The organism is Biformimicrobium ophioploci (genome assembly GCF_030270605.1).
Lineage (GTDB): Bacteria > Pseudomonadota > Gammaproteobacteria > Pseudomonadales > Cellvibrionaceae > Biformimicrobium > Biformimicrobium ophioploci.
In genome coordinates this window covers 239,703-265,510 of the sequence record NZ_BSYJ01000003.1, presented here as the reverse complement: position 1 = coordinate 265,510, position 25,808 = coordinate 239,703, and the positions used below count along the sequence as shown (strand labels likewise).

The following is a 25,808-nucleotide window of genomic DNA, read 5'->3' as shown; positions in this document are numbered from 1 at the left end:
TTTTTAACCGCTATTTTTTTAGTTTGCGCCCACCAGACATCCGGTGAGCTCCACTTTCCAATAAAACCAACTAATTGAAAAACGGCGACCATGCCGGTTCGCGCACGTCTCCGCGCTGCGACGGCAGTCGATATTTAACCCCTGCATCCAGCGATACAGCTGCCAGAATACCTTTATCCCCCCGCTTGGTCGCGTACATCAGCATCGCGCCATTTGGTGCAACACTTGGCGATTCGTCGAGCCGGGTCTCCGTCAGGACACGCAGGTATCCGGTGTTGATGTCCATGGTGGCGATATGAAACACCCCCTGGGACCTGTGCACCATCACCAGCGTCTTACCATCCGGAGAAACCCGAGGTCGCGCATTATAGTCGCCATCGAAGGTTAAGCGGTCTACTTGCCCCGTGGCAAGGGTCAACTGGTAAATTTGTGGCCTACCTCCCCGATCAGAGGTAAAAACAATGGATTTTCCATCCGGCATCCAGTTTGGTTCGGTATCGATCGCAAAGTGACGGGTCATCCGGGTGAGCTTGCGGGTGACGAGATCCATGATATAGATCTCCGGGTTACCGTCCTTGGACAGCACCAGGGCCAGCTTACTACCGTCCGGGGACCAGGCCGGCGAACCGTTGATGCCCTTGAAGTTGGTGATCTGCTGGCGATCAGACCCATCGATGCGCTCGATGAAGATTGCGGAGCGACCGGTTTCGAAAGAAACATAGGCTACTTTTTGCCCATCCGGCGACCACATTGGAGACATCATTGGCTTGCTGGAGCGGCGCAGCTGACGCGGGCGCGCGCCATCGGCATCCGAGAGCATCAGGTAGAAAGTATCCACCCCGCGCTGGTCGCGCTCCGCCTGGATATAGATCATCTGGGTAGAGAAGGCGCCGCGGATACCGGTAATCGCTTCGTAAACCTGGTCTGAAACATAGTGGGCCAGGTCGCGCAGCTGGTTCTGCCCGCCGGTCACCTGCTTGGTGGTGAACACCTGGCGCTGGTCCAGCACACTCACCAGCTCGAACGACAGCAGATAGTTACCACCCGCCTGCGGCTGGATGCGGCCGGTCACCACATATTCAGTACCGAGAACACGCCAGTCGCGATAGGTTATGTCCTGCGGGGACTTGGGGAACGAGAGCATGTCCTGCGCCGGTACCGGTGCGAACTGGCCGCTGAGGCGCAGGTCCGCATTCACAATGCGGGACACATCCTCGGGCAGGATGCCGGAGCCCTGCCAGTCGAACGGCACCACGGCGATGGAGGTGGGATTATCCACCCCCTGCTTGATATCGATGGTCAACTGGGCATTGGCGACATTGCCAAACACCAGTGAAACCACCAGCCCCATCCAAAGCACGATTTTTTTATTCATTACTGCCTTAGGTCTTCAGGTTGGAAATTAAGGTTCAGGCTGCGGAAATTGCGCTCGAACAAACCCGGGTTCTCCCGGGCCAGCTTTGCCACTTCCGGGAATGACTCCACTTTCTTTACCGCCTGCTGGGCTGAGCGGTCAAATGCACTGTTACCCGACGATTTCACCACATTCACCGCGGTTACGCGACCGGTGGGCACCAGCTGGATATTGAGGATTGTCTGCATGCCGTTGCGGGCGCTTGGTGGACGACTCCAGTTCTCGGTAATCCGCCGCTCGATGGACGCCATGATGGATGTGGACTGGACCAGATCTTCCTCTGCATCGAGCAGGTCTTCTTCCTCCAGCAATGCGTCCTCAAAGGCACTCGCACGTTGCTTTCTGAGCTCTTCCTCGCGCTTTTTCTTGCGCGCTTCGTCCTCGCGACGCTTGCGCTCCTGCTCTTCCTTCTTCTTGCGCTCGGCCTCTTGCTTCTTCTTGCGCGCGACAGCCGCCTTGCGGCGCTTCTCCGCCTCTTCGCGTTTCTTGCGCGCGGCCTGTTCCTGGCGACGCTTCTCCAGGTCGACTTTCTTGCGCGGAGCCTTCTTCTGCTTCACCTTGGGCTCCACAGTCACAAGCTTCGCCTCCACGAACTTGGGCATGGTGCGCGGGGTCGGCTTGGAAGTGGCCTCCCAGCCGAAGGACAGCACGGCCACCAGCAGACCGTGCAAGGCAACACTGACGAGGATCGGGAACAGGTAAGACTTGCGATCGTTCATGCCGGGTTCCGCTACTGGGGCGGCTCGGTCACCAGGCCAACGCTCTTGGCGCCCGCCTTCTGTAACTCGGTCATGAGCCCTACTACCAGGCCGTAATCCGTGGCGGTATCCCCCCACACCAGCACCGGCGTATTGGGCTTCTGACGCAGGATCTTGGTAACGGTATCGCGTATCTCAGCCAGCGGCCGCGCAGTTTTCTCGTCCTTGCCGATATTCAGGTAGTAGGTGCCATCCGGGCGTACAGATACAATCAGCGGCTCCTCGTCCTGGTTGTCGATCGGCGCGGACGGGGCATCCGGCAGGTCCACTTTCACGCCCTGCATCAGCAGCGGCGCGGTCACCATGAACACCACCAGCAGCACCAGCATCACATCGATGTAGGGCACCACGTTGATGTCGGCAACCAGCTTCTTCTTCGGCGTTCGGCGAAATTCGCTACTCATTGGTTAACTCCAGCCGAAAATCAGGCATGAACCTTGCGATGCAGGATTGCGGAAAACTCCTCGGCAAAGGTTTCATAACCCACCAGCAGGCGCTCGGCGCGGGAGCTGAAGCGGTTGTACGCCATTACCGCAGGGATCGCCGCAAACAGACCCATGGCAGTTGCCACCAGCGCCTCACTGATACCCGGCGCAACCGTGGCAATAGTGGCCTGGTGCATGGTGGCCAGGCCGCGGAAAGAATTCATGATGCCCCAGACGGTACCGAACAGGCCGATATAGGGGCTAACCGAGCCGACGCTGGCGAGGAACGGCAGATGCTGCTCGAGGCGCTCCTGCTCACGGGACAGCGCCACCCGCATGGCGCGCTGGGTGCCCTCCATGATCGCGTCCGGGTCGGCCCTGCCCTGCTGGCGCAGGCGGGCAAATTCAGTGAAGCCTGCACGGAAAATGGACTCAACCCCGTGCACCAGGCCCTTCTCCGAGCGCTCGTTACCATCCCGGAACAGCTGGTTAAGGTCGGCACCGGACCAGAAATCGTGTTCGAACTGCACCAGGTCCTTGCGCGCGCGCGACATATAGCCGCCGCGCTGGATGATCAGTACCCAGGAAAAAATGGAAGCCAAGACCAGTGTCAGCATCACCAACTGGACCAGCAGGCTGGCATTCTCCACCAGAGCCCAGAGGGAAAGGGTCTCACCTTGCGTCATATTCGGTATCTCGGTCTACATCGTTATTTCGTGCCGGACGGCGACGACAGTGACTGAGACACCACTCTTACCGAGCAGTTCAGTCGTGCGCCAAATCCCGACGGATATTTATCCGCCAGAATATAACACACGGTTTGGCCCGTTGTTGCTACAGATTTAACACTTCCCGGTGCGCATTCAGGGGCTGGCTAGGAGGACTCTGCCAGCGCAGCGCGCCTTGCCAGGGGCTTGGTCAGCAACAGCTGTACATCACCTATATAGCGCTCAATAAAGGCACCCTCGCAATAGCAGAAGTAGTAGTCCCACATACGGAGGAACTCTTCCGGATACCCCATGTCACGGATTTCCCTGACCTTGCCCCAGAAACGCTCGCGCCAGGCTGCCAGCGTCCGCGCATAGTGCGGGCCAATATCGTCGAGGTGGAAAATCCGCATGTCCGTCACGCGAGTCAGAGCCTCAGCCATGGCAGTGACCGACATCAGGCAGCCGCCCGGGAAAATGTAGCGCTGGATAAAATCGACAGATTTCTTCGCCGCCTCATAGCGCTGGTCATTGATGGTGATGGACTGCAGCAGCATCAGGCCATCGGGCTTGAGCAAGCTTGCACATTTTTTGAAATAAGTGTCCAGGTACTGGTGACCGATTGCCTCGATCATCTCAACGGAAACCAGCTTGTCATACTGACCCTTCAGGTCCCGGTAATCTTCCAGCAAAAGGGTGACCCGATCCTGAAGGCCCGCAGCCTTGATGCGCGCCTTGGCCTCCTCGTACTGCTCACGGGAGATGGTAGTGGTAGTAACCCGGCAGCCATAGTTGCCGGCAGCGTAGATAGCCAGGCCGCCCCAGCCGGTGCCGATCTCCAGCAGGTGATCTTTCTCCGACAGGGCCAATTTCTCACAGATCCGCCGGAGCTTGGCTTCTGACGCCTGCTCAAGGGACATGGCAGGGTCCTCAAACACCGCCGAGGAGTACATCATGCGCTCGTCCAGCCACAGCCGGAAAAACTCGTTACCCAGGTCGTAGTGCGCGGAAATGTTGCGGCGGCTACCGTCCCGGGAATTCCTGTTGGCCCAGGCGAACAGATGGAACAGGGGCTTGCTCAGCATTGCCAGGCCGCCCTCGAGGCCCTCGAGCAGCTCGCGATTGCGCACAAACAGTCGCACCAGGTTGGTCAGGCTGGAGCAGGACCAGTACCCGAGCATATAAGCCTCGCCCACCCCGATAGAGCCACCAAAAGCAATCTCGCGATAAAAGCGGCTGTCCTTCACGACAATAGTGACATGGATACCCGAATTGGCATTCACTTCGCCAAAGGCCTGCCGTTCCCCATCCTCTTCCACTACCAGCGAACCGCCGCGCAGCCCTGCAAGTTTGCCAAGCACCGCGGCCCGGGCGAACCTGGAAGACATACGTGGCTTGCGCGTGCCCGAGAGCACCTTGCTTGAGTTAACGGCCACAGACTTCATACCTTCCCTCCCCTCTGAGCCATTTTTCTTGGATGCGTCACAACCGGCACGCGCTTCAGCCAGAGCCTCAACGCATGCCAGTGGATCATAAACATCACCTGCATCGTCATCAGTGGATAGCGAAGCAGGATTCTTGCCAACTGCAGTCCTGTGATCGGTTTGCGCACCAGGTTCATGCCGGCACTGAAGACGGCATGTCCGTCTATTTCATTGGTAATCTGCACACGCAAATTTTTAGCCGGCGCACTGAGCTGCCACTTATACACAACACCCATGGGCATGAACGGCGAGACATGCATTTTCTTCTCGCTCTGCCACCGCCAGTACCCCTTGCCGCCATCCGCCTGGTCCAGATCCAGCAGGTAGCAGCACTGTTCTCCCCAGGGCGTGTTATTTACTTCCGCGACGATGAACTGAAGATCACCACAGTCAGCAAAACAGTAATAGAAACTGATAGGGTTGAACCTGAAACCAAAATAACCAAGGTGGGTGAGCAGACCGATACGCCCACGAACCGTTTTGCCGGTCTCCTGCAGTATCAGCTCTTCGACGGCTTCCTTCAGCGGCTTACGCGGATCCCCCATGTGATCTTCCCGGCGGAACCGCGCAACATTGGGTCCGCTTGCAGACCACAACCATCGCTTTGAAAACAGCGTCGGCAATTCGTCCAGGTCCAGGTACATCATGAACAGGCGCTGGCTGAACTTGTGCCGTGCGGGCTGCTGCCGCGCATGGCTCAGATTGCCTTCATAGATTCCGCTTCGCATTTTTCCTGCACCCTCTGCTCGAAGTGCTCCAGCGCCTTTAACGCACTGACAACCCCATCTTCATGGAAGCCGTTTCGCCAGTAGGCGCCACAATAATAAGTGCGCAATGGGCCGTTGATTTCCTGCTGGCGTTGCTGCGCCGCTGTAGCCGACTCAGTAAACACAGGGTGGCGCATGTTTGCAGTGTGCAGGATCTTTCCCGGGTCGATCGACCGGGTATCATTCAGAGTCACACAGTAAGTTGTACTGCTTTCATGGCCCTGCAGAATATTCATGTTGTAGGTCAATCTGGCAGGCCCGGGATCGCTGGCAGCCCGAACATTCCATGCAGCCCACGCGCGCTTGCGGCGGGGCAACAGCCCGGCATCGGTATGCAATACGACTTCATTATCCTGGTAGTTGATGGCTCCGAGTACTTCGCGCTCCGCCGGGCTCGGGTCTTCCAGCAGCGCAAGCGCGTCGTCACTGTGGCAGGCGACAAACAGGTAGTCGAATTCGAAAGTCCGCCCTATGGTGGTGCGGACAATAATCCCGTCCCGGCGACGGACGACACTCGCCACTCCTTCCCCAAGCAATATGCGATCCCGGTGGCCCTCCACCATACGTCTCACATACTCTCGCGAGCCGCCCTCGATCACCCGCCACACCGGCCTGTCTTTCAAACTGAGCAAACCATGATTTTGAAAAAAGCGTATAAAAAATCTTGATGGCATGGCGAGCATAGATGCACGGGTGGCAGACCAGATGGCTGCCCCCATGGGCAGCAGGTACTTGTCCCGAAACATGTCGGAGTAGCCGCCTGTCGCGACGAAATCTCCAAGCGACTGCTCCGCCCCGCCCTGCTCCAGGTAGGCGGGCGCCTCCCTGTTGAAACGCAGAATGTCCCCGATCATGCGGTAGAAGCCCGGCCGCATCAGGTTGCGGCGCTGGGCGAACAGCGCATTGATGCTGGTGCCGTTGTATTCCAGCCCGGACCGGTCACAGCGCACGGAGAAACTCATATCGCTGGGCTTGGTCGGCACATCGAGCGCGTCGAGGATCTGGCAAAACTCCGGGTAAGTGCGGTCGTTGTATACGATAAAGCCGGTATCGACCGCGAGGGAAGCATCCACCCGACCAGGCTCCTGCACTTCTACTGTTGCGGTATGGCCCCCTACATAGCCCGCGCTCTCAAACACGGTGATATCATGCTCTTCTCGTAACTTGTAGGCGATGGTATTACCGGCAATACCGGTCCCGATGATTCCTATCTTCAAGAGCCACCTACCATTTCTGCGGGACGGTTTTCAGCCCCTGCAGGTCATAACCAATGGCTTCCAGCTTTTGCCTCAGCTCCGTCATTTTTTCTGGCGCGAGCTTCCAGTCCCGGGCCATGATCCACACATAATCACGCTGATCGCGCGCAACTACAGTCACCCTGTACTCGGGGTCGACATAAAAGATTTTGTAATCGCCTTTAATCGGCCCCCAGAATTGCATCTTCCAGATCGCATTACTGGGATCGTCGAGGACAATTCCCCGAAACTCATGCTGCTTGCGCTCGCCATCAAACCCACCCTTGTTATATGTGAAGGTGGTGATCATGTCTCCATGCTCGTCAAGGCGATACGACTCAATGGCATTGAACACATTCTTCTCAAAGGGCGTAGGGATAGAGGCGATAACGTACCAATCCCCGGAGAAGCGCTTGAGGTCTACATAGTCCACAACCGGGATCGGCTCCCGATTAGCACACCCGCTGAAGAGCATCGCGACACCTACTACGGCAATTAATCTGAAAAGTGTTTTCATAATCATCCTCATTGATCAAGGCGGTACCGCAGGACTCTTCCGGACTCCGTCACCGATTCGAGCGCCAGCCAATCACCGGCGTCGCTATACCACAGGCTGATATTCAGCTTCTCCGCTGAAAGTTCATACCGGGTGGCGATGTACTCGCGCCCTTTGGCAGTTATCGCCTCCCTCCCACGTTCAGTGACCTGAACCGGCACATAGCTGCCGTTCTGGCTATTTAGCAGTACCGGCTGCTTGAGGAACGCCGGGTTCCAGTAGGCGAACGTCATCACACAGTCTGGCAGACTGGATTGGCTGCCGGCGCTGGAGAGAAGGAAATCCTGTCCAGCCTTGCGCCCTACCACCCGGTACTGCCTGCCATTGTCATCGGTGGTGGAGGAAAACTCGCGCAAGCATCCGCCCTCCCAGGCTTCGTTCGCCCTGTGGCGGTATCGGTAGGCATTAAAAAACAGAAACTTCACATCGAAAGAGGCCCGCGATGACAGGGAGGCCCGCTCCCCCTGGCGCTTGAGACTGAAGCGGTGATAACCGATGGGCTTGCCATCCAGGTAGGCGGTAAAGTTCCACTCCCGATCCACAATTGCCGCAGACGCCCACGAAGGCGATACAAAGACCAGGCAGGCAAAAATCGCAGTAACAAAAGTCGACGTTCTCATATCAGTGCTTGACCCCGCTGGCGACAGGAAAAACCTGCATGCTGAGATAGCTGCCCAGCCAAAGCAGAAGCGGTGTAAAAGCCGCCCAACCCACACCCAGTGCGAGAGCAAGCTGCAGGGGTTCTACGATCGTGACAGCTCCCAGGCGCTCGGCAGCGAAATAAGCCAGCGGGCCACCGATTGCACCGAAACCAATAGCCAGCTGGAAACGGCCTTTGAGCCACGCGAGCGATTCATTCAGGGTACAGGCGAACATCACCCACAGTGCGGTAATCCAGATTGGTGCAACCAAATATGACCATTCCGGATAGTCGAGCAGCCCACCAACAATCAAAAGCGAATCCCAGGCGGTGCCGAGTATTGCAGCAACGGCCACCAGGACGAGTTCCGCACGGGGACTGTCGGTAAGCCAGAGATGCACAGACAGAAGGACGAGCGCTGCCGCCGGCCCCGCCCAGGGATAACCCCAGGCGGCACCGACGACTGCGACAAGCCACCCCAATTGAAACAGAACGAAATTCGTAACCTTCTTCATAACTCCCCTCCGATCAGCGGCGCCGGAACAGGTAATGCCCAACAAACCATTGCTGGCCATTGTCGTAACCGAACAACTCGGCACACGCCATAAAGAACAGCCTCCAACGCTGGTACCAGCGCGATGCCTCACTGCCGTACACGTCGCGTAATATCGGCATTATTTCGGTTCTCTGGCGGTCCATTTTCTCGAGCCAGGCATCCGCCGTCCGCTGATAATGCCTCCCGTCCCAGCACCACTGCTTGTCGATGGCAAGGTGATCCTGAAACTGCAGAGGCAACTCACCGGATGGCATGATGCCACCCGAGAAAAAATATTTACCCATCCAGTCGTCCTGGTCCCGTACCGAGAATTCATACACCGCAGCCCGGTGACAGAAAATATGCATAAAGAACTGACCATCAGGCTTGAGCCAGCGGGAAATGCGCTCAAACAACTCCGGATAGTTGCGCATATGCTCGAACATCTCCACGGAGATCACGCGATCGAATGTCTGGGCAATCTCGAAATCATTCATGTCTGCGGTAATGACACCAAGGTTATCCAGGCCTAGCTTGGTCGCCTCGTTTTCAATCCACTCGCGTTGCGACGCAGAGTTGGAAACCGCAATCACTTCACAACCCGGGAAGCTCTGCGCAATATGTAAAGAAACAGAGCCCCAGCCACAGCCGAGGTCGAGCACCTTCATACCATCACGGATGCCCGCTCGTGAGACGGTGATTTCCAGCGCATCGCGCTCCGCCTGGTCCAGGTCACTACGGTTGTTCTCGCTCCAGAAACAACAACTGTATTTGCGGTTGCTACCCAGTACCTGCCTGAAAAATTCCGCAGGCACCTCGTAATGCTGCTCATTAGCCTTTTCCGGCAACGGGGCCACGGGCGCCAGGTACATGCTTTTGTAGAAGGCCTGATTGCGCTCGGACAACAGCTCGATGTCTGCTGCCCCCACCTCTTCCAGGCGCTGTTCGAGCAAACGCCGAATGCCGCCGCGAATCAGGCTGTCAGGCACCATCCCTGCCTCTACCCACTGCATGGAAAAATCATTCACTACGCCCATTTGCCACTCCATGTTGTTCCAGGGTCCGCAGTATTTCCGCAAGCCCGTTATCGATGTCCTGCCCTACCGGGTAGCATCCGATTTCCTTTATGATCCGGCCGTCTTCTACAGCCCCGACACCGCCCACAAAGCAGGGCACTTGTACCCTGCCGGCGAGTTCCTTGAGTTCTTTATACAAGCCGCAGTCCACTCGACTCTGTGAACTCGATAACACGACAGCATCTGCGCCGGCTTTGGTCGCCACGTTATTCAGGTTGCCAAGCGGGGTGTTGGCGCCGAGCATGACCACCCTGATTCCGGACTCGTGGGCCTGGGAAGCAAACATAAGCAACCCCAGTTCATGTAATTCCCCCGGAAGACAGGCCGCAAGGATTGTGAACCGGGCAGGTGCTGCACCCTTATGGTGCAACCGGGCCCCAAGCTTGTTCCGCAGGTAGCACGAAAAAAAGTGCTCTTCGGCAACGCTACCGTCACCGGACTCCCAACGGTTACCCAGTGTCAGAAGTACCGGAATCAAAAGCTTTTGCGTAACGCTATTGAGGCTGTGAACAGACAGCACCTCTTCGTAGATCGCGTCCAGCATACCTTCGTTGAAGGCCTGAACCGCAAAAACCATCGCCTGCCGGCGTCCGTCCCAGATATCGGCAACCGGCTCTTGCGCGGCAGTTCTGTTGGCGTCCGCTTCTTCCTGCAGGAAATCAAGATGGGATTGCACCTGCCCAATGCGGATGCCCTGCCCGAGCAGCTGCACAATGTGCTGAATCCGCTCCACCTGATCACGGCTGTACAGACGATGACCACTCTCCCGCCGCTCCGGACGGATATAGCCGTACCGGCGCTCCCAGGAGCGCAGGGTTGCCGCGGTGACGCCGGTCATCTCGGTTACCGCACCGATGCTGTAGAAACGCTCTCGCCGTGGTTTCGACTGATCATTCATAGGCTTGTCCAGAAACTTATTCAAATATTATGCAAAAGCTGGGCAAAGTCCAATATGAACTGCTTTTTATCGACAAAACCTATGCATTTTGAGATGAAAGGCGGGGAGGGGTCAGAGCGGGAGATTCTTGGGGTCAGAGCTTGGGCTCTGACCCCATGTATCGGAGCGGGATTTCAGGGGTCAGAGCGGGAGATTTCAGGGGTCAGAGCGGGAGATTTCAGGGGTCAGAGCGCAAGCTCTGACCCCATGTATCGGAGCGGGATTTCAGGGGTCAGAGCGTAAGCTCTGACCCCATGTATCACGAGCTCTGACCCCATCAGTTAAAACGCTTCAGGTTGGCGTACATATCCTTGGGCAAAGGAGTCGGCTTGCGGGACCCGGCATCAATACAGGCCACTTTCACCGTCGCCGTAGCAATGCGCTCCTCACCCCGCAGCACCCCCTGCTCAAACACCACCGTGGCGCGCCCGAGCCTGGCGATATGCGCGGTAACCTGCAGCTCGTCATCGAGTTGCGCAGATTTCAGGTATTCGATATTCGCCGAGTGTACAACCATAAGTAGGCCCGCCTGTGGCATGGCAGCCTTACCGTAACCGAGCGAGCGCAGCAGTTCGGTACGGGCACGCTCCATAAATTTCAGGTAGTTGACGTAATAGACAATTCCGCCAACATCGGTGTCCTCGATGTAGACACGCACCGGGATTGAAAATGTCTCACTCATGCCCGGCTTTCCTGCTCTGGCGATTTGAGCCCAAAATGATCATACGCCAGCTGGGTCACGATGCGGCCGCGCGGGGTGCGCGCCACATACCCCTGCTGGATCAGGTAGGGCTCGATCACATCCTCCAGGGTGCCACGCTCCTCGCTCACAGCGGCAGCGAGGCTGTCGATACCCACAGGGCCACCGCCAAACTTCTCGATCATTGCCAGCAGCATGCGCCGGTCCAGGTGATCGAAGCCACGGGCATCCACGTTCAGCATGTTCAGCGCGCTATCCGCAACATCCGCGGTCGCCACGCCATCGGCTTTCACATCTGCATAGTCCCGCACACGCCGCAGCAAGCGGTTTGCAATACGCGGGGTACCGCGCGAACGCTTGGCGATCTCACCCGCACCGGCAGTCTCGATGCGGATGCCCATCAGGCCCGCAGCGCGCTGCACAATGCTGGTCAGGTCCGCGACGCTGTAGAACTCTAGGCGCTGCACAATGCCGAAACGGTCGCGCAGCGGAGAGGTCAGCAGGCCAGCACGGGTGGTGGCACCCACCAGCGTAAACGGTGGCAGGTCGAGCTTGATCGAGCGTGCGGCAGGGCCTTCACCAATCATGATATCCAGCTGGTAGTCTTCCATGGCCGGATAGAGCACCTCCTCCACATGGGGCGACAGGCGATGGATTTCATCGATAAACAGCACGTCGCCGGGCTCGAGATTGGTCATGATCGCAGCCAGGTCACCCGCTTTCTCCAGGACCGGGCCAGAGGTTGTCTTGATCGACACCCCCATTTCCGCAGCAATAATATTTGCCAGTGTGGTTTTGCCGAGGCCGGGCGGGCCAAATACCAGCGTATGATCGAGCGCTTCCTTGCGCAGCTTTGCCGCCTGGATAAATATCTCCATCTGCTCCCGCACCACTGGCTGACCAACATAGTCTGCCAGTTGTTGCGGACGCACGGCACGGTCGTAACGCTCTTCCTGTCCGGTTGGACCCTGTGCTTCAGGGGCAATCAGGCGATCTGCTTCAATCACGAATTTTCTCGATAGAAATCTTATTTATGCGCAGCGCTATCACGCCGGCGCCATGCTGCGCAGCGCCAGGCGGATCAGGGTCGCGCTGTCTGCACTGGCATCTTCAGACTGTGCCCTGCTGATCATCCTAGCGGCATCCGCGGGCTTGTAACCCAGCGCAATCAGGGCGCTTTCGGCCTCGGCAAGCTGGTCATTACTCGCCTTCGGACTGCTGGCACCGGCAAGCTCGGTCAGCTCCGGCGCAGCACCACCAGCTTCCATCTCCGGTAGCTTATCGCGCAGCTCTACAATCAGGCGCTCCGCAGTTTTCTTGCCCACGCCCGGCACCTTGGTCAGGGCTGCGACATTGTCCTCTGCCACGCAGCGCGCCAGCGCCTGCGCATCCAGGCCCGACAAAATCGCCAGCGCCATCTTGGGACCAACGCCATTGACCTTGATCAGGGTGCGGAACAGCTGGCGCTCATTCACTGAAGAAAAGCCGTACAGTTGCTGTGCGGTCTCCGAAACGGCGAAGTGGGTATGCAGGGTAACGGCTGAGCCGGAAGTGGGCAGCTGGAATATTGTGGTCATGGGCGCGAGCACCTCGTAACCCACGCCGTTTACATCAACCAGCAATTGCGGTGGCTGTACTTCAGCCAGTATGCCCTTCAAGCGTCCGATCATTGTTATCTCTGTTTCTATCTATTTTTTAACGGTGCCCACTCAGATGGTGAGGCGACCACGCCGGAATCTACCCTCAAGCTTGCCCGCACCGCGCGTCAGGGACTCGCGGGTGTGCATATGGCACAGTGCTACGGCCAGCGCATCGGCGGCATCTTCCTGCGGCGCCGCTGGCAGGTTGAGCAGTATGCGTACCATGTGCTGTACCTGCAGCTTGTCTGCCGCGCCGGTGCCAACAACAGCCTGCTTGACCTTGCGCGCCTCATACTCGGAAACACCGAGGCCAGCATGGGTGCCCGCAACAATCGCCGCACCGCGAGCCTGGCCAAGCTTGAGTGCCGAACCGGCGCTCTTCGCCATAAAGACATTCTCGATCGCCATCTCGGTAGGCGCGTACTGCTCGGTAATCTGGCTGATCGCATCGAAAATCAGCTTCAGTCGCTCCGGCAGCGCCGCATCGGGTATGCGCACGACTCCGCTGGCCACATAACGGGCACTGCCGCCTTCCAGATCGATCAATCCGTAACCGGTTTTGCGTGAGCCGGGGTCAATCCCGAGAATCCGAACCATGTATATTTATACACTAATTTGTTATCGGGGCAGTGTCCCAAGATGGGCGAAGCCGGTCAAGTAGCGCGTGGCTTTATGCTGCTCGCGTCAGCGATTACACTCGGAACCTGATAGTCAGCAGTTCGCAAGGAGCAGCCTCATGGAACAGATCACTGCGCAGGACGCCGTCTCAACCATCCCCCGCTTTGATCAGGCGCAGTGGCAAAGGATGAACCGCTTTACCGCCTGGCTGGTGGCAATGCGGGCCGGGGTCCTGATCATGACCCTGTTCTCATTCCTGCTCGGGCTGATCTATGCAGCCCAATCCGGGGCGGTTGACTGGGTCAACGCACTGCTATGCATGGCGGGACTTTGCCTGGCCCATGGCTGCAACAACCTGATCAACGATCTGGTGGATTTTCGCAAGGGCCTCGATACCGATAACTACTTTCGCAACAGTTACGGGCCGCAGCTGCTGGTGAAGGGCTTTATGAGCGAGGGGCGCTTTGTTGCGCTGACGGTGCTGACCGGCAGCCTTGCACTGGCGGCAGGACTGGCGCTGGTGTGGCGCACAGACCTGACAGTGCTCTACTACCTGCTCGCCGGTGCTTTTTTTGTGCTGTTTTATACCTGGCCGCTGAAATATTTCGGGCTGGGCGAGCCAGCAGTTTTGCTGGTGTGGGGACCGCTGATGATTGGTGGCACCTACTACACCCTGAGCGGCAGCCAGCCACCCACAGCTATCCTCTGGCTCGCTTGCCTGTACGCCATTGGCCCCACCGCCGTGCTGTTCGGCAAGCACATCGACAAGTTGCAACAGGACCGCGAGAAAAATGTCCGTACGCTGCCGGTGCTGCTGGGCGAATCGCTGGCGCGGCAAACCGCTGGCGCACTGCTGCTCGGGCAGATGGCCCTACTCATCGCACTTTCGGCCAGCGGTTACTTTGGCTACGGATACCTGCTGGTTGCCCTGATGGCGCCGGGCCTTATTGGGTTGCTGCGGGTCTTCGCGAACCCCTACCCTCAGTCCCGACCCGAAGGCAGTGCAGGCAACCACTGGCCGCTGCATTTTGTGGCCAGAACCTTCGCCTATAACCGCTGGTTCTCACTGCTGTTCTTTGCCGGTGCCCTGCTGAACCTGGCAATGGACTGGTAAGCGGCTGCCCCTATGCTGCCGGCGGTGCGGTAGCGGCAAAAGCTGCATCCTGATCGGCAATTTCCAGCAACTGCTGCAGGTTGCTGAATGCCTCAATAGAGAATCGCTCGCGGAACACGCCCCAGGCTACTGCAATCGCCACGCGCAGGTCCGCATCATTGAGCGTTCCGCTTTCAGGCAGCGGTGCAGAATCCAGTTCGGCAAGGATCAGTTCGATACGCGCCTGCTGGCGCCGGGCATAGGCATTTTCTGACACATCCAGCCCACTGCGTTGCAACAGGAACAGGTTGATTGCGGCATCCAAAAGGGTGTTGGCAAGGCAGTAACGGTCCAGGTCCCCGATATCCGGGATAAACGCAGTGCCGGATTTTTCACGTACGTATTTCACAATGGGCGTGGAATCGGTCAGTTTCAGCCCGCCGTCCTCGAGATAGGGAATACGCAGGGTTGGCGTACCGGGATTCTTGCTGGCATGGATATCCAGCTCCACCATTTCCCAGTCGAGGCCGGACTGCATCAACGCGATGCGGCAATGACGCACATAGGGCGATGTATAACTTCCATAAAGTTTCATTCTCTATTCCTTCGATCTTCATCCACAAAAAAGGCCTCCGAAGAGGCCTTTTCGAATTCAGGTAATCATAGAAATTACTTGAAATGCGCTTCCACAACCGGGCTGGTATCTGCCTCGTAGTCGACACCATCAAAGCCAAAGCCGAACAGGCGCAGGAAGTCTTCCTGGTAGCCCTTGTAGTCGGTCAGCTCAAACAGGTTTTCCGCGGTTACCTGCGGCCACAGTTCCTCAATACGCGCCTGGGTTTCATCGCGCAGCTCCTTCTCGTCCACACGGAAACGGTTGTCTTCGTCGAGACGCGGGCTGTCAGTGTACAGGCCTTCGGTATAGAGGCGATACAGCTGCTCGATCACTCCCTCATGGGTGCCCTCTTCCTTCATCACCTTGTAGACCAGGGAGATGTAGAGCGGCATCACCGGGATTGCGGAGCTGGACTGGGTCACCACCGCCTTGAGCACCGCCACGTTGGCGGCAACATTGTTGTGCTTCTCATGGATAGCCACTGCAGCACGATCCAGGTCTTCCTTGGCCTTGCCGATGGTGGCATCGCCATAGATCGGCCAGGTGATTTTCTTACCGAGGTAGGTGTAGGCCACAGTCTTGCACTCATCCGCCAGCACACCGGCATCTGCCAGGGCATCCAGCCAGCGTTCCCAATCCTCGCCGCCCATGACTTTTACGGTCGCGGCGATCTCTTCCTCAGTCGCCGGGTCAACGGTGATATCGGATACTTCCAGCTTGTCAGTGTTGAGGTTCTTGGCGGTGTAGGACTTGCCAATCGGCTTCAGCACGGAAGAGTGCAGCTCGCCGGTTTCCGGGTCGGTGCGACGCGGGGAAGCCAGGCTGTATACGACCAGGTCGATCTTGCCCATGTTCTGCTTGATCAGGTCGATGGTCTGCGCCTTGACCTCATCGGAAAACGCATCGCCATTGATGCTCTCGGCGTACAGGCCCGCCTCACGCGCAGCACTCTCGAACGCCGCGGAGTTGTAGTAACCGGCGGAAGCGGTGCGCTTCTCTGTCGGCGGCTTTTCAAAGAACACGCCCAGGGTCTTGGCGCCACAGCCGAACGCGGCGGTGATGCGGGAGGCCAGGCCGTAACCGGTGGATGCACCGACGACCAGTACGTTCTTGGGGCCACCTTCAATCGGGCCCTGGGCCTTGATGTAGTCGATCTGCTCACGCACATGGGCAGCGCAGCCCTGCGGGTGGGCATTGGTGCAAATAAAACCGCGCACTTTCGGCTTGATAATCATGCCTGTTCTCCGATTGAGACACTTAATTCTGAAGGCCGCATATTATAAGGAGGCGCGGCCCTCGGGAAATGATGCGGCCAGAATGGCCGAATTTAGATCCAAAACGCCCAGCAAACTGCCAGGCGCCCGGCTTAACGGGATACCACCTGCGCGGCAATGATCCGGATGGGGGGACTGGGCTTGTGGAACGCCACCTGCTTGCCCTCGTAGTCGATGTAGCTTTCCTCGACCGGACTGGCGTTAAGCGCATCCAATACACCCATGCCCTCAATGACCTGACCAAAAACGGCGTAGTGTCCATCCAGGCGCGGAATGGCCGTCAGGCAGATATAGAATTCTGTGGTGCCGGAGTTCGGGTCCGCGTCCCGTGCCAGGCCCACAGCGCCCTTGACGTGCCGGTGCTTGGGCGAGGTCTCCAGCGGTACTGTGCCAGCGGATTTGCCATCGACATCGCCAGCCTGCGCGACGAAATCCTTCACCAGTCGGTAGAACTCCTTGCCGTCGTAGAAGCCATCCTCAACCAGTTTGATGAACTGGTCCACAGTCTTGGGCGCCTCCTGCTCATGCAGCTCGATGGTCAGGTTGCCTGCCGTGGTTTCCAGCTTCACCACCGGCTTCGCGAAGGCCACCGGGGCAAGCAACAACAGCGCGGTCAGCATTCCGATTATTCTATTCATGGCGGCTCCTTTTTATCTTCCGCTTATCCGCCCCATTCTTTCACAGACTGCCATACCGCGCTATGCGCCAAATGATTGGGGTCAGAGCCAAAGCTCTGACCCCATCTATCTGCTCTGCCCCCACTAATCCACTCAATACAACCGGTTTTCCTCATTGCGGATAATACCGGCCTGCATATCCTCCACGGGTATAGGCAGCTTGCCGTGATCCACCAGCGCCTGTCCGTAAGTGGGTAGGCCGTCAATCGGTCCCCACTCTTCAGGCGTCCACATATTGGAGCGAATCATCGCCTTGCCACAGTGAAACATGGCCTCCTCCACGCGCACGATAATCGCCAAGGTTGGCTGCTTGCCGCTCACGGTCATGCTCTCCAGCAGATCCGCATCCCTGGCAATTACCGCTGAACCACTGACACGTACTACTTCACGGCGCCTGGGGACGACAAACATCAGGCCAATCCGCGCAGTTTCGAGGATATTGCGAAAGGTGTCGGCACGATTGTTTCCAAGCCGATCCGGAATGGCGATGGTGTGTTCATCCAGTACCTTCCAGGATCCCACCGGATCTCCCTTGGGAGCGACATCTACCTGCCCGCGTGCGTTGTAGGTCGAGACGACCACGAATGGGGAACGTTCAATCCAGGCTCGACAGTGCGCATCAATATGATCAATACACTTGGTGTCCTGGCTGAAAAGAACATCTCCCAGTACTTCCTGTACAACTTCCGGTGTCGATACCACATCCTTGGGTTCGTACATTAGTCAGCTCCCCTGGAGGTCAAGCCTTATGGTTTCTTATGAAGTAACACCGGTTCAAACTACAGAATTTGCTGCTTACCGGAAACGGATAGATAGCCTCATTACGACACCACTGCTTCATTTGGTAGCGCCCGTTTCTCCGTCGACTTCCAGCCCAGATAGCTTGCCAATGCGCCCAGGACAAATCCAATAGATAAGGTGACCTCTGCTGGCACCTGCGCATAGGACTCCAGCAATGGGTGAAGCCATTCTGCATATGTACCTGAATACATGAATATTGCCTCAACAAATAAAAATATAGCGGCAACCAGAAACGGCATGCCGTATTCCCTAAAACGGAAATACAGAAATAATGCAAGCACAACAGACAGCGCCATTGCCACGACAATTGCATCGATAATACGTTGTGGGTAGTCGGAGCCAGTGACAATCAGAAACGGGAGATAGGCCATGATAATACGACTAAAAGGAGACTCGACGAGAATAAGTGGAGTCGCCAACATATAACCAGCATGCAAGCGCACGTTATTACGGTTTCTTAGCGCCTGATAAAAAACTGTCAGGTAGGCAAGAATCGCAATTATCATCCCTAGGGCAAAGCTAGGTGCCACATACCTGGCGACGGGACTTTGGTTTGCAACGAAACCAGCTGCCGAAAAGTTGACTATCATTACAAATCCAACAATCACGAAGGGAAAAATCGCCATACTGGCCATCCCGGCGACTTTGTGCAGATCCCGCCTGCGATTGCGAATCGACCAATCCTGAAACAACAATAGTGCGATCCAGACAAGAGACGTCATTGCATGAACATGAAATGCCAGAGGCCCCCCCCAAAACGATACGAAATAACTATCCCAAAACCCGACAATTATGGTTAACAGAACAGCTAGGACGTAATATCTGGAATTTGGATAAGGCATATTATTTTTCTTCCCCGCTAGCATCGCGCGCCAACCCTGAGTGGTACGCTTGTCCATTAATTACGGAGGGCACAAGGTCCCAGCGCAGAATAAAGCTGGATCAATCACCCAAAAAAATCAACGACATTCATCACACATCTTCAGAATGGCTTAATAACACTTCGAACAAAAGGTATTAAACGAGCAGCGATCTGTTTTCACCGTATAATTTTTTGACAAGCATCAGACAATGACACACCCGGGGCTCTATGGTATTTACCATTTTCAGGGAAAAAAATTGCGATGGATCACTGATCGTCGTGAACCCCCGGAGCTAGCAAATAAAAAAGTACGGGAATTATCAATATGCTCAGATTTATTGCTGCACTCACTATCTTTTGGGGGTTCTCTTCCTTCAACACATTTGCTTCCAGCGAACCCGAATTCAAGCCAACCACACTCGCGGAGCTAAAGGCGGCAATTGCCGAGACCATGGAACGACACAAGGTACCGGCTGTCGGTATTGCCATGGTGGATGAAAACGGCCCTGTCTGGGTAGGTTCGCTGGGCAAGGCCAATCTTGAGAAGGGGATCATCGCGGATGAGCGAACCATGTACCGCATCGGCTCGACTTCGAAGATGTTTGTCTCTCTCGCCGTACTGAAGCTGGTGGAGGAAGGGCGACTGTCTCTGGATGACAGGCTGTCAGACCTGGCCCCGGAAATTGCATATGAGAACCCTTGGGAAGACACCGACCCGATTCGCGTAGCGCACCTGCTTGAACACACCACTGGCTGGGACGACATTCACCTGGCGGAATTTGCCTACAGCAACCCGAATCCCGTGACGCTCAAGCAGGGCCTCGACTACCACCCACATTCACGTAAGTCGCGCTGGAAACCCGGTACCCGCATGGCCTACTGCAACTCGGGCCCACCTGTCGCCGCCTACATAGTCCAGAAGATCACGGGGCAAGATTTCGAGGACTATGTCGCTGAACAGTTCTTCCGGCCTCTGGGTATGGAAACCGTGAGCTACCGCCAGAATGAAGACGTAAAGAAGCACGGCGTTACGCTTTATGCCAATAACCAGCCGCTTGATTACCACCACATCATCATGCGGCCCTCCGGTGCCATCAATATCTCGCCGAAGGACATGGCGCGTTTTGTCGAGTTTTTTGTCAATCGGGGCAGTGTTGACGACCAGGCGCTGATAACGCCGGAATCCCTCTCACGGATGGAGCGCAGCACCAGCACCAATGGCGCCCTAGCCGGGCTAAAGCTGGGCTATGGCTTGAGCAACTATTCATCAGCCTACGGAAACTGGGTGTACCGGGAACATGGTGGTGCAGTAAATGGTGGCCGGACAGTGCTCGCTTACCTGCCGCAGGCGAAAGCCGGCCACGCAATTATGCTCAATTCAGGTAATAGCGCAGCCAGACAGGAAATCTCAAGACTGGTGCGCGCCTATGAAACACGAGATCTCAAACCGCAGGCAATTGACCAAGACCCCGCGCTTGCCAGCCTTCCGGCGAATATCACCGGCCTGTACATGCCTATCAACCCACGAATGCAGATAGGCCATTTCCTGGAACGTATCACCGGGGTCGAATCAATCTGGATTGAGGACAACCGCATCGCGCGCAAGCCCCTGCTGGGGGGCAAGCCCGAGTATTATTACCCGCTTGGCGAGGGCCTTTTCCGTCCGAAGGATATCAGTCTGGCCGGGCTCGCAATTACCAGTGATCCGCTGGCTGGAGACATCATCGAGACAGACAGGAACACCTACCAACCGGTAAGCAGTGCAACAGTATATGGCCTGCTAGGTACCGGCGGTGCATGGGGTGTGTTTATGGCCAGCTCATTCCTGATCTTCCCGATCTGGGGCGTGCGACGCTTACAGCAAAAGATACCCTCCGGCCTGCCCACCCATGTGCGCATCTGGCCCCTGCTGAGCAGCCTTTCCATTCTTGCGCTGGTTAGTCTGATTATTAGCGCTCGTACAAACCCGATGCAGATTCTGGGAAATCCCAGCCCTATCTCGGTCGGCATCATGCTCGCGACCGTCTTGTTTGCGGCGTTTTCCGTAATGGGCCTGTATGCCGTTTACCGTGCGCGTAATGTCACCATGAACCGCGTGGCCTACTGGCACTCGACGCTGGGCGCGCTACTGCACGGCAGTGTAATGCTCTACCTGCTGTATTTCGGCGTGATTGGCCTGCGTACCTGGGCATAAAATGAATGAGGCCAGAACGATAAATGGGGTCAGAGCTTGCGCTCTGACCCCATTTATCGTGATTACCGGCCTGATTGTCAGTCGGCAGGCGTGAGTTCCCTTGAATAGGTCTTGCGTACAGCCAAGACATTCCTGGCGATCTCGTCCAGATGTCTGCTCCATGTACCACAACAGCCACCCCAGATATCCATATGAGAATAACGCCTGGCAAGGTCGCCACATAGCTGGCCGAGTTCTACCGGATCACCTTCTTCCAGGTGGCCGATCGCACAAAGCTCAATTTTTTCCATCTTTGAGGCGTTTGGCCGCACTCCCCTGATGCGCTTGATCCAGTCGCCCGGCCCGATCGCTGGTTCGTATTCCACCGGATGCGAGCAGTTGATGGAATAAAATTCGGGTGAGCCACCTGTTGCCTCATCGATCATGGTAATTGCCTCGGCCAGGCTGGGACCGGAGTTAAGCCGGGAATTACTATCCAGACCAAATGAAATCGCAAGCGGTACGCCAATTTTGGCAGCTGCCCGTGCCACGCCGATAGATTCCGGAATGTTGTTGAAGGTAATGGCCAGAGCCAGATCAACATCCGCTTTTTTCAGGGTTTCGAGCTGCACAGAGTGGTAGTCCTCTGCTTCACTCTCGGTGATGGTTTCGTTTCTTTCATAAGCATCACCGCGTGGGCCAATCAGCCCCTGGAACCGAATATCCTCGATATCCGAGGTGTATTCGCTGGCGATTTCCCTCAAGAATCCGATCGCCTTCAGGTTTGCCTCGGCCAGCCCCTCCGGAGAATATCCGAGCAACTTGCCCCAATCCGGACTAGCACGGTAGTCCAGCCCGCCCATGAGTGCACATGCTTTGTGCTTTGCGACAACATCCAGGTAACTTCTGAACATATCCCGCATCGTTGCCACGGCATCCGGATTATCCAGCATCGGGAACATGGCAAATTCGGGCAGTTCAAAGCCATGCTTGTACATAAGTTCAGTTTCAGAGCCTCCTTCAGAAAGATAAATTCGGCCTTCCTGCTGAGACGGAAAAGACTTTGAATCAGCCATTATTTACCTCTCCTTTTTTATTGTTCCATTCGAGAATATCGGAGGATAATTCCGCTCACAAGGCGATCTCAGGTACCACTGTACGGTTTCGAGGCATGGATTAGAGGGGTCAGAGTGTTCACTCTGATCCTATAGGTCCACGCTCGAATATAAGGGGTCAGAGCTTGCGCTCTGACCCCACCAATCGGCTCTGACCCCATTCATCTGCGGAATATTCACTCAGGTCAAACCACGGGCGAGGTAACTGTGTTATCAATACACTCAGGCAAGATAGGACTGACCCATGACTGACACAGCCCACCTGGGTTCCAGCCTGAAGGTTCCGGCGCGCGCGATGCGCTTCCGTGAGGAACAGGATGCGCTGGAGCAGTGGTTTTCCGAAAATCCCATAGTGGCGGCATTCTTTGCGTCGATGTCCTCGACGTTCCCGGCTGGCGAGCGCAATTTCATCAAGTCCGCACGCCATTACCAGGACAACCTGAAAGGGGAGAAGCTCAAAGAACAGGTACGCGGCTTTATCCACCAGGAAGCCCACCATGGTGTGGCCCACGACCGGATCAACCAGCAGTTTGCGGAAATGGGGATACCCATGGCGAGGTTCGAGCAGCGCCTGCAGTCCGTGCTGGATGACCGGTTGAGCAAGCTGCCGCCCGAAAAAATCCTCGCGATGACCGTCTCCATGGAGCATATCACCGCGATCATGGCACATTGGATACTGTCAGCCCCGCAGGTGCTGGAAGACTTCCCCAAGTCCATCCGGGAAATGTTTCTCTGGCATGCGGTGGAAGAGATCGAGCACAAGGCTGTGGCTTTTGACGTTTTTATGCAGCAATGCGGTGATCGCAAGATACTGCGCGCCATGTGCAGGATCAGCGTCACGATATTCGTATTGCGGATGATCCGCTACACCACCATTACTCTGTGGCGACTGCGTATCCTGCCGCGCTGGCGACACCTGAAAAAGGCGTGGAAATTTTTCTATGGCAAACACGGCCTTATGCCGAGCGTACGCAAGCCCTATCGCGATTTCTACCGGGAAGATTTCCACCCCTGGGACGTGGATGACCGCACACTGATTGGAGACTGGACCGATCGGCTCGGCTTGTCGCAGGCTTGACCCGGGCCTGAACCCGGACGCGTGCCAAAAGCCTAGAAACGGTAAGTAACCCCGGCCGAAACATTGGTCAGGTCGACATCGAAGAAGGAGATGTCCGAGTTGCTGCGCCCGTAGCCGGCGCTGGCAAAACACGACCAGTTTTCCCAGCCGAAGCACTGCCGGTAGGAAACCCGTGAGTTGATGGCCCACTCGCTGGCGTCCGCGCGCTCGCTATATAACGGGTGCTCGTCATCCGCATCGCGCAGGCCGGCATAGGTATTGGTAATGACAGTCCAGGGCTTGCTGGTCCAGACATGAGTCATCTGCAGCCCCACACGACTACCTGAGACGGCCTCCCCATCCAGGTCGCTCTCCTCGTAAATGACCTGAGGAATCAGGCGGTTACAGCGATCCACCGGTACACGGTAGCCGGCAGACACAAAGTGCGTGCTGCCCTCCCTGTCCAGCATGGCCGCCTGGAATGGTGTCAGCACATCCGAGGCCACCAGCGCAGCACCGGATTCTTCATCCAGACTGATGCTGCGATAGGTGTAGTCGAATTCCGGGCCGGCTCGCTCGATACTGCTGTAACCAAGCCTGAATCCGAGCGCCTCGCGCTGGGTTTCATCCCGATCGATATTCTCCAGATAGGGATCTTCCCAGACATTCCGCGGCACGCCGGTGAATACCACCGACGCACTCACCACACCGTAACCTTCGGGGTGATATCGCACCCCCACCTGCTGGGCCAGGTCGAATCGCAGGATGTCCTGTATCAGGCCACCAAAATAGAACTGCAGCTTGCCGGGCACCATGGTGTAACGGATGTCGGCGGCAAATGCGGGCGTCGGTACCGAAACCGCGTCCGGCGACTCAAACAGGGAGTCTGTGCGCGCCCCCTTGTCTGCCTCCAGGGAGGATCCCGCCGACAGGTTACTGGCCCGGCGTATGCCGCCAACGCCCAGGTTCACCCAGCCGGACCAACCTTTCTCCTGCGGAATCGCAAACGGGTTCTGGGCCAGGGCGGCATTCGAGACGGCGCAGAGCAAGGCACCACAGAGATATATCTTTTTCATAACTCTTATAGATAGACGGTTTGGGCGGATTATTCTGTGCCGCAGCCATAGCTGCAATCGTATGGCAGCCGATTTCGCGCATTTTCACGTGATCTTCACACGATCTTCACGCCGGGTGCGGCAGTGCGATCCCTCAACCCGTTACATTTGTTCGAGCAATACCTGCAGGGTTTCACCGATGCTGGCGTTCAGCTTCAGGTCGAGCAGGTCATCGGCCCGCGTACGCCCCAGTGTCAGCGCGGCAATGGGCTTGCCCCATGCGTGTGCGTGGCGGCAAAAACGGAAGCCCGAGTACACCATCAATGATGAACCCACCACCAGCAGCGCGTCACTCTGCTGCAGCGCCCGGAGCGCCACATCCACGCGATCGCGCGGTACATTGTCCCCGAAAAACACGACATCCGGCTTCAGAATCCCGCCACAGTGTTCACAGTCAATAACAAGGAATTTGCTGAAGTCTAATTCCAGCTGTGCGTCACCATCAGGTGCCGCGCCCGCCTGATGCTGTAGAAATGAGGGGTTCATCGCAGCGCTGTGGTCGTGTATCCGCTGCCGCTCACTACGCGCACCGCAACCCATGCACACCACTTCGTCCGCGCGACCATGCAGGTCCAGTACTTGTCGGGTGCCGGCCCGCTGGTGCAGGCGATCCACATTCTGGGTCACCAGTAGCTCCAGGTGCCCGCGCTGTTCAATCTCAGCCAGGTGGTGATGCCCGGCGCTTGGCTGCGAGGTACTCAGCAGCGGCCAACCCAGCAGGCTGCGCCCCCAGTAGCGTCGGCGCGCTTCCTCGCTACCCATAAAGTCCTGGTGCTGAACCGGCGGCGGGTTTTTCCAGACGCCACGCTCGTCACGATAGGCAGGAATGCCCGAATCGGTACTGATGCCAGCACCGGTCAGGACCAGCAAACGCCTGTGGCGGCCAATGAAGTTGGCCAGCTGCTGACCGGCCTCGTCCGGCGGCAGTCGATCAGTACCCGCGAAGTTGGTGCCGCCAGGATTATTCGGTATTCCAGCCAAGGGATTTCCTTTTAATTAATATCCCGCCTCTTAACTGTAGCGTCACATGGCGCTCTGGCGTGATATTCTCGCCCCGTTCAATAATAAAAACGAGGATCCACCATGGAACACGCATTCGCAGATATCAACTTTGCTGCCGTTTTCGTTGCGGCTTTTTCAGCCTTTATCGTCGGCGGCATCTGGTATGGCCCGCTGTTTTCAAAGCCCTGGATGGCGGAAACCGGAATGACCGAGGAAAAGGCCCGGCAGGGGCACCCGGCCATCACTTTCGGTCTGAGCTTTATCCTGATGCTGATTGCGGCCACCGCGCTGGCCATGATTCTGGGCAAGAAGAGTATCGTTGCCGGCATTATCCACGGCATTCTGCTGGCCGTCGCTTTCGTGGCAACCACCATGGGGGTCAACGACCTGTTCGAAAGACGCTCCTTCAAACTCTGGTCCATCAATGCCGGCTACAACCTGGTGGCGTTTACGTTGATGGGCGCGATACTCGGAGCCTGGCACTAAACTCAATCCTCGACGGTTGACGCCTCCCTGGCGTCAACTCTCCCT

The 25,808-nt window shown here is 56.9% G+C and carries 28 protein-coding genes; 4 read left to right on the top strand and 24 right to left on the bottom strand.

The annotated features are described in order from the left end of the window. Positions 1 to 70 precede the first annotated feature (70 nt). The 16 genes from tolB to ruvC form a co-directional block, all read right to left on the bottom strand. On the bottom strand, positions 71 to 1,375 hold the full coding sequence (gene tolB / locus QSJ80_RS07895) for a Tol-Pal system beta propeller repeat protein TolB (protein ID WP_285763889.1): 1,305 nt from the start codon (positions 1,373 to 1,375) through the stop codon (positions 71 to 73). Further along, complete coding sequence (gene tolA / locus QSJ80_RS07890) at positions 1,375 to 2,133, bottom strand: cell envelope integrity protein TolA (RefSeq protein WP_285763888.1); 759 nt, start codon at positions 2,131 to 2,133, stop codon at positions 1,375 to 1,377. Before tolA ends, tolB begins: the two co-directional genes overlap by 1 nt. A gap of 11 nt (positions 2,134 to 2,144) precedes the next feature. Beyond that, complete coding sequence (tolR, locus tag QSJ80_RS07885; protein ID WP_285763887.1) at positions 2,145 to 2,576, bottom strand: protein TolR; 432 nt, start codon at positions 2,574 to 2,576, stop codon at positions 2,145 to 2,147. A 20-nt stretch (positions 2,577 to 2,596) separates the two neighbouring features. Continuing rightward, positions 2,597 to 3,283: a protein TolQ gene (gene tolQ / locus QSJ80_RS07880; RefSeq protein ID WP_285763886.1), complete on the bottom strand. Its 687-nt coding sequence runs from the start codon at positions 3,281 to 3,283 to the stop codon at positions 2,597 to 2,599. A gap of 188 nt (positions 3,284 to 3,471) precedes the next feature. After that, positions 3,472 to 4,749 (bottom strand): SAM-dependent methyltransferase, encoded by a 1,278-nt coding sequence (locus QSJ80_RS07875; RefSeq protein ID WP_285763885.1) that lies wholly within the window; start codon positions 4,747 to 4,749, stop codon positions 3,472 to 3,474. Beyond that, complete coding sequence (locus QSJ80_RS07870; protein ID WP_285763884.1) at positions 4,746 to 5,516, bottom strand: DUF1365 domain-containing protein; 771 nt, start codon at positions 5,514 to 5,516, stop codon at positions 4,746 to 4,748. Before QSJ80_RS07870 ends, QSJ80_RS07875 begins: the two co-directional genes overlap by 4 nt. After that, a complete protein-coding gene (locus QSJ80_RS07865) occupies positions 5,486 to 6,772 on the bottom strand; it encodes an NAD(P)/FAD-dependent oxidoreductase (RefSeq protein WP_285763883.1) in 1,287 nt (428 codons plus the stop codon). Before QSJ80_RS07865 ends, QSJ80_RS07870 begins: the two co-directional genes overlap by 31 nt. 7 nt (positions 6,773 to 6,779) lie before the next feature. Continuing rightward, complete coding sequence (locus QSJ80_RS07860) at positions 6,780 to 7,307, bottom strand: lipocalin family protein (RefSeq protein WP_285763882.1); 528 nt, start codon at positions 7,305 to 7,307, stop codon at positions 6,780 to 6,782. Positions 7,308 to 7,315: 8 nt separating this feature from the next. Next, positions 7,316 to 7,966, bottom strand: a complete 651-nt coding sequence (locus tag QSJ80_RS07855; RefSeq protein ID WP_285763881.1) for a DUF6134 family protein — start codon at positions 7,964 to 7,966, stop codon at positions 7,316 to 7,318. A gap of 1 nt (position 7,967) precedes the next feature. Beyond that, positions 7,968 to 8,501, bottom strand: coding sequence for a DUF2878 domain-containing protein (locus tag QSJ80_RS07850; protein WP_285763880.1), 534 nt, complete (start codon positions 8,499 to 8,501; stop codon positions 7,968 to 7,970). 13 nt (positions 8,502 to 8,514) lie between these two features. Continuing rightward, positions 8,515 to 9,558: an SAM-dependent methyltransferase gene (locus QSJ80_RS07845; protein WP_285763879.1), complete on the bottom strand. Its 1,044-nt coding sequence runs from the start codon at positions 9,556 to 9,558 to the stop codon at positions 8,515 to 8,517. Beyond that, the gene (locus QSJ80_RS07840; RefSeq protein ID WP_285763878.1) at positions 9,542 to 10,495 is read right to left on the bottom strand and encodes a MerR family transcriptional regulator; all 954 of its coding nucleotides are present in this window, start codon (positions 10,493 to 10,495) and stop codon (positions 9,542 to 9,544) included. The genes QSJ80_RS07845 and QSJ80_RS07840 overlap by 17 nt, the downstream gene beginning before the upstream one ends. 316 nt (positions 10,496 to 10,811) lie before the next feature. Next, positions 10,812 to 11,216 (bottom strand): tol-pal system-associated acyl-CoA thioesterase, encoded by a 405-nt coding sequence (gene ybgC / locus QSJ80_RS07835; RefSeq protein WP_285763877.1) that lies wholly within the window; start codon positions 11,214 to 11,216, stop codon positions 10,812 to 10,814. Next, the gene (gene ruvB, locus QSJ80_RS07830) at positions 11,213 to 12,241 is read right to left on the bottom strand and encodes a Holliday junction branch migration DNA helicase RuvB (RefSeq protein ID WP_285763876.1); all 1,029 of its coding nucleotides are present in this window, start codon (positions 12,239 to 12,241) and stop codon (positions 11,213 to 11,215) included. The genes ybgC and ruvB overlap by 4 nt, the downstream gene beginning before the upstream one ends. A 39-nt stretch (positions 12,242 to 12,280) precedes the next feature. Then, positions 12,281 to 12,904, bottom strand: a complete 624-nt coding sequence (gene ruvA / locus QSJ80_RS07825) for a Holliday junction branch migration protein RuvA (protein ID WP_285763875.1) — start codon at positions 12,902 to 12,904, stop codon at positions 12,281 to 12,283. 39 nt (positions 12,905 to 12,943) lie between these two features. Further along, the gene (gene ruvC / locus QSJ80_RS07820) at positions 12,944 to 13,471 is read right to left on the bottom strand and encodes a crossover junction endodeoxyribonuclease RuvC (RefSeq protein ID WP_285763874.1); all 528 of its coding nucleotides are present in this window, start codon (positions 13,469 to 13,471) and stop codon (positions 12,944 to 12,946) included. 139 nt (positions 13,472 to 13,610) lie between these two features. Between ruvC and QSJ80_RS07815 the strand changes: the two genes are divergently transcribed. Continuing rightward, positions 13,611 to 14,606 (top strand): prenyltransferase, encoded by a 996-nt coding sequence (locus QSJ80_RS07815; RefSeq protein WP_285763873.1) that lies wholly within the window; start codon positions 13,611 to 13,613, stop codon positions 14,604 to 14,606. Positions 14,607 to 14,616: 10 nt separating this feature from the next. Here QSJ80_RS07815 and QSJ80_RS07810 read toward each other — a convergent pair whose 3' ends face one another. From QSJ80_RS07810 to QSJ80_RS07790, 5 genes are all read right to left on the bottom strand, one after another. Beyond that, on the bottom strand, positions 14,617 to 15,180 hold the full coding sequence (locus tag QSJ80_RS07810) for a glutathione S-transferase family protein (RefSeq protein ID WP_285763872.1): 564 nt from the start codon (positions 15,178 to 15,180) through the stop codon (positions 14,617 to 14,619). 74 nt (positions 15,181 to 15,254) lie between these two features. Then, the gene (gene fabV / locus QSJ80_RS07805) at positions 15,255 to 16,436 is read right to left on the bottom strand and encodes an enoyl-ACP reductase FabV (RefSeq protein ID WP_285763871.1); all 1,182 of its coding nucleotides are present in this window, start codon (positions 16,434 to 16,436) and stop codon (positions 15,255 to 15,257) included. A gap of 131 nt (positions 16,437 to 16,567) precedes the next feature. Further along, the gene (locus tag QSJ80_RS07800; protein ID WP_285763870.1) at positions 16,568 to 17,113 is read right to left on the bottom strand and encodes a peptidylprolyl isomerase; all 546 of its coding nucleotides are present in this window, start codon (positions 17,111 to 17,113) and stop codon (positions 16,568 to 16,570) included. A gap of 132 nt (positions 17,114 to 17,245) precedes the next feature. Continuing rightward, positions 17,246 to 17,872, bottom strand: a complete 627-nt coding sequence (locus QSJ80_RS07795) for an MSMEG_1061 family FMN-dependent PPOX-type flavoprotein (RefSeq protein ID WP_285763869.1) — start codon at positions 17,870 to 17,872, stop codon at positions 17,246 to 17,248. A 101-nt stretch (positions 17,873 to 17,973) separates the two neighbouring features. Next, positions 17,974 to 18,852: a hypothetical protein gene (locus QSJ80_RS07790; protein ID WP_285763868.1), complete on the bottom strand. Its 879-nt coding sequence runs from the start codon at positions 18,850 to 18,852 to the stop codon at positions 17,974 to 17,976. Between the two features lie 288 nt (positions 18,853 to 19,140). On the opposite strand from QSJ80_RS07790, the gene QSJ80_RS07785 reads away from it, so the two are divergent. Next, positions 19,141 to 21,009 carry a serine hydrolase domain-containing protein gene (locus tag QSJ80_RS07785; protein WP_285763867.1) on the top strand — a complete coding sequence of 623 codons (1,869 nt, stop codon included), beginning with the start codon at positions 19,141 to 19,143 and terminating at the stop codon, positions 21,007 to 21,009. Positions 21,010 to 21,086: 77 nt separating this feature from the next. Here the strand turns inward: QSJ80_RS07785 and QSJ80_RS07780 are convergent, their stop codons facing one another. Then, positions 21,087 to 22,064, bottom strand: a complete 978-nt coding sequence (locus QSJ80_RS07780; protein ID WP_285763866.1) for a homocysteine S-methyltransferase family protein — start codon at positions 22,062 to 22,064, stop codon at positions 21,087 to 21,089. A gap of 283 nt (positions 22,065 to 22,347) precedes the next feature. On the opposite strand from QSJ80_RS07780, the gene QSJ80_RS07775 reads away from it, so the two are divergent. Further along, a complete protein-coding gene (locus tag QSJ80_RS07775) occupies positions 22,348 to 23,181 on the top strand; it encodes a metal-dependent hydrolase (RefSeq protein ID WP_285763865.1) in 834 nt (277 codons plus the stop codon). Between the two features lie 32 nt (positions 23,182 to 23,213). Here the strand turns inward: QSJ80_RS07775 and QSJ80_RS07770 are convergent, their stop codons facing one another. Together QSJ80_RS07770 and QSJ80_RS07765 are read right to left on the bottom strand one after the other, a co-directional pair. After that, complete coding sequence (locus QSJ80_RS07770) at positions 23,214 to 24,236, bottom strand: DUF2860 family protein (protein WP_285763864.1); 1,023 nt, start codon at positions 24,234 to 24,236, stop codon at positions 23,214 to 23,216. Positions 24,237 to 24,377: 141 nt separating this feature from the next. Beyond that, entirely contained in the window at positions 24,378 to 25,256 is an 879-nt protein-coding gene (locus QSJ80_RS07765; protein WP_285763863.1) for an NAD-dependent protein deacetylase, read from the bottom strand. 102 nt (positions 25,257 to 25,358) lie between these two features. Between QSJ80_RS07765 and QSJ80_RS07760 the strand changes: the two genes are divergently transcribed. Beyond that, entirely contained in the window at positions 25,359 to 25,763 is a 405-nt protein-coding gene (locus tag QSJ80_RS07760) for a DUF1761 domain-containing protein (protein ID WP_285763862.1), read from the top strand. The last annotated feature ends 45 nt before the right edge of the window (positions 25,764 to 25,808 follow it).

Coding starts and splice junctions, on each gene's coding strand:
- tolB (WP_285763889.1), bottom strand. CDS start 1,375: ATGAATAAAAAAATCGTGCTTTGGATGGGGCTGGTGGTTTCACTGGTG.
- tolA (WP_285763888.1), bottom strand. CDS start 2,133: ATGAACGATCGCAAGTCTTACCTGTTCCCGATCCTCGTCAGTGTTGCC.
- tolR (WP_285763887.1), bottom strand. CDS start 2,576: ATGAGTAGCGAATTTCGCCGAACGCCGAAGAAGAAGCTGGTTGCCGAC.
- tolQ (WP_285763886.1), bottom strand. CDS start 3,283: ATGACGCAAGGTGAGACCCTTTCCCTCTGGGCTCTGGTGGAGAATGCC.
- QSJ80_RS07875 (WP_285763885.1), bottom strand. CDS start 4,749: ATGAAGTCTGTGGCCGTTAACTCAAGCAAGGTGCTCTCGGGCACGCGC.
- QSJ80_RS07870 (WP_285763884.1), bottom strand. CDS start 5,516: ATGCGAAGCGGAATCTATGAAGGCAATCTGAGCCATGCGCGGCAGCAG.
- QSJ80_RS07860 (WP_285763882.1), bottom strand. CDS start 7,307: ATGAAAACACTTTTCAGATTAATTGCCGTAGTAGGTGTCGCGATGCTC.
- QSJ80_RS07855 (WP_285763881.1), bottom strand. CDS start 7,966: ATGAGAACGTCGACTTTTGTTACTGCGATTTTTGCCTGCCTGGTCTTT.
- QSJ80_RS07850 (WP_285763880.1), bottom strand. CDS start 8,501: ATGAAGAAGGTTACGAATTTCGTTCTGTTTCAATTGGGGTGGCTTGTC.
- QSJ80_RS07845 (WP_285763879.1), bottom strand. CDS start 9,558: ATGGGCGTAGTGAATGATTTTTCCATGCAGTGGGTAGAGGCAGGGATG.
- QSJ80_RS07840 (WP_285763878.1), bottom strand. CDS start 10,495: ATGAATGATCAGTCGAAACCACGGCGAGAGCGTTTCTACAGCATCGGT.
- ybgC (WP_285763877.1), bottom strand. CDS start 11,216: ATGAGTGAGACATTTTCAATCCCGGTGCGTGTCTACATCGAGGACACC.
- ruvA (WP_285763875.1), bottom strand. CDS start 12,904: ATGATCGGACGCTTGAAGGGCATACTGGCTGAAGTACAGCCACCGCAA.
- ruvC (WP_285763874.1), bottom strand. CDS start 13,471: ATGGTTCGGATTCTCGGGATTGACCCCGGCTCACGCAAAACCGGTTAC.
- QSJ80_RS07815 (WP_285763873.1), top strand. CDS start 13,611: ATGGAACAGATCACTGCGCAGGACGCCGTCTCAACCATCCCCCGCTTT.
- QSJ80_RS07810 (WP_285763872.1), bottom strand. CDS start 15,180: ATGAAACTTTATGGAAGTTATACATCGCCCTATGTGCGTCATTGCCGC.
- fabV (WP_285763871.1), bottom strand. CDS start 16,436: ATGATTATCAAGCCGAAAGTGCGCGGTTTTATTTGCACCAATGCCCAC.
- QSJ80_RS07800 (WP_285763870.1), bottom strand. CDS start 17,113: ATGAATAGAATAATCGGAATGCTGACCGCGCTGTTGTTGCTTGCCCCG.
- QSJ80_RS07795 (WP_285763869.1), bottom strand. CDS start 17,872: ATGTACGAACCCAAGGATGTGGTATCGACACCGGAAGTTGTACAGGAA.
- QSJ80_RS07790 (WP_285763868.1), bottom strand. CDS start 18,852: ATGGACAAGCGTACCACTCAGGGTTGGCGCGCGATGCTAGCGGGGAAG.
- QSJ80_RS07785 (WP_285763867.1), top strand. CDS start 19,141: ATGCTCAGATTTATTGCTGCACTCACTATCTTTTGGGGGTTCTCTTCC.
- QSJ80_RS07780 (WP_285763866.1), bottom strand. CDS start 22,064: ATGGCTGATTCAAAGTCTTTTCCGTCTCAGCAGGAAGGCCGAATTTAT.
- QSJ80_RS07775 (WP_285763865.1), top strand. CDS start 22,348: ATGACTGACACAGCCCACCTGGGTTCCAGCCTGAAGGTTCCGGCGCGC.
- QSJ80_RS07770 (WP_285763864.1), bottom strand. CDS start 24,236: ATGAAAAAGATATATCTCTGTGGTGCCTTGCTCTGCGCCGTCTCGAAT.
- QSJ80_RS07760 (WP_285763862.1), top strand. CDS start 25,359: ATGGAACACGCATTCGCAGATATCAACTTTGCTGCCGTTTTCGTTGCG.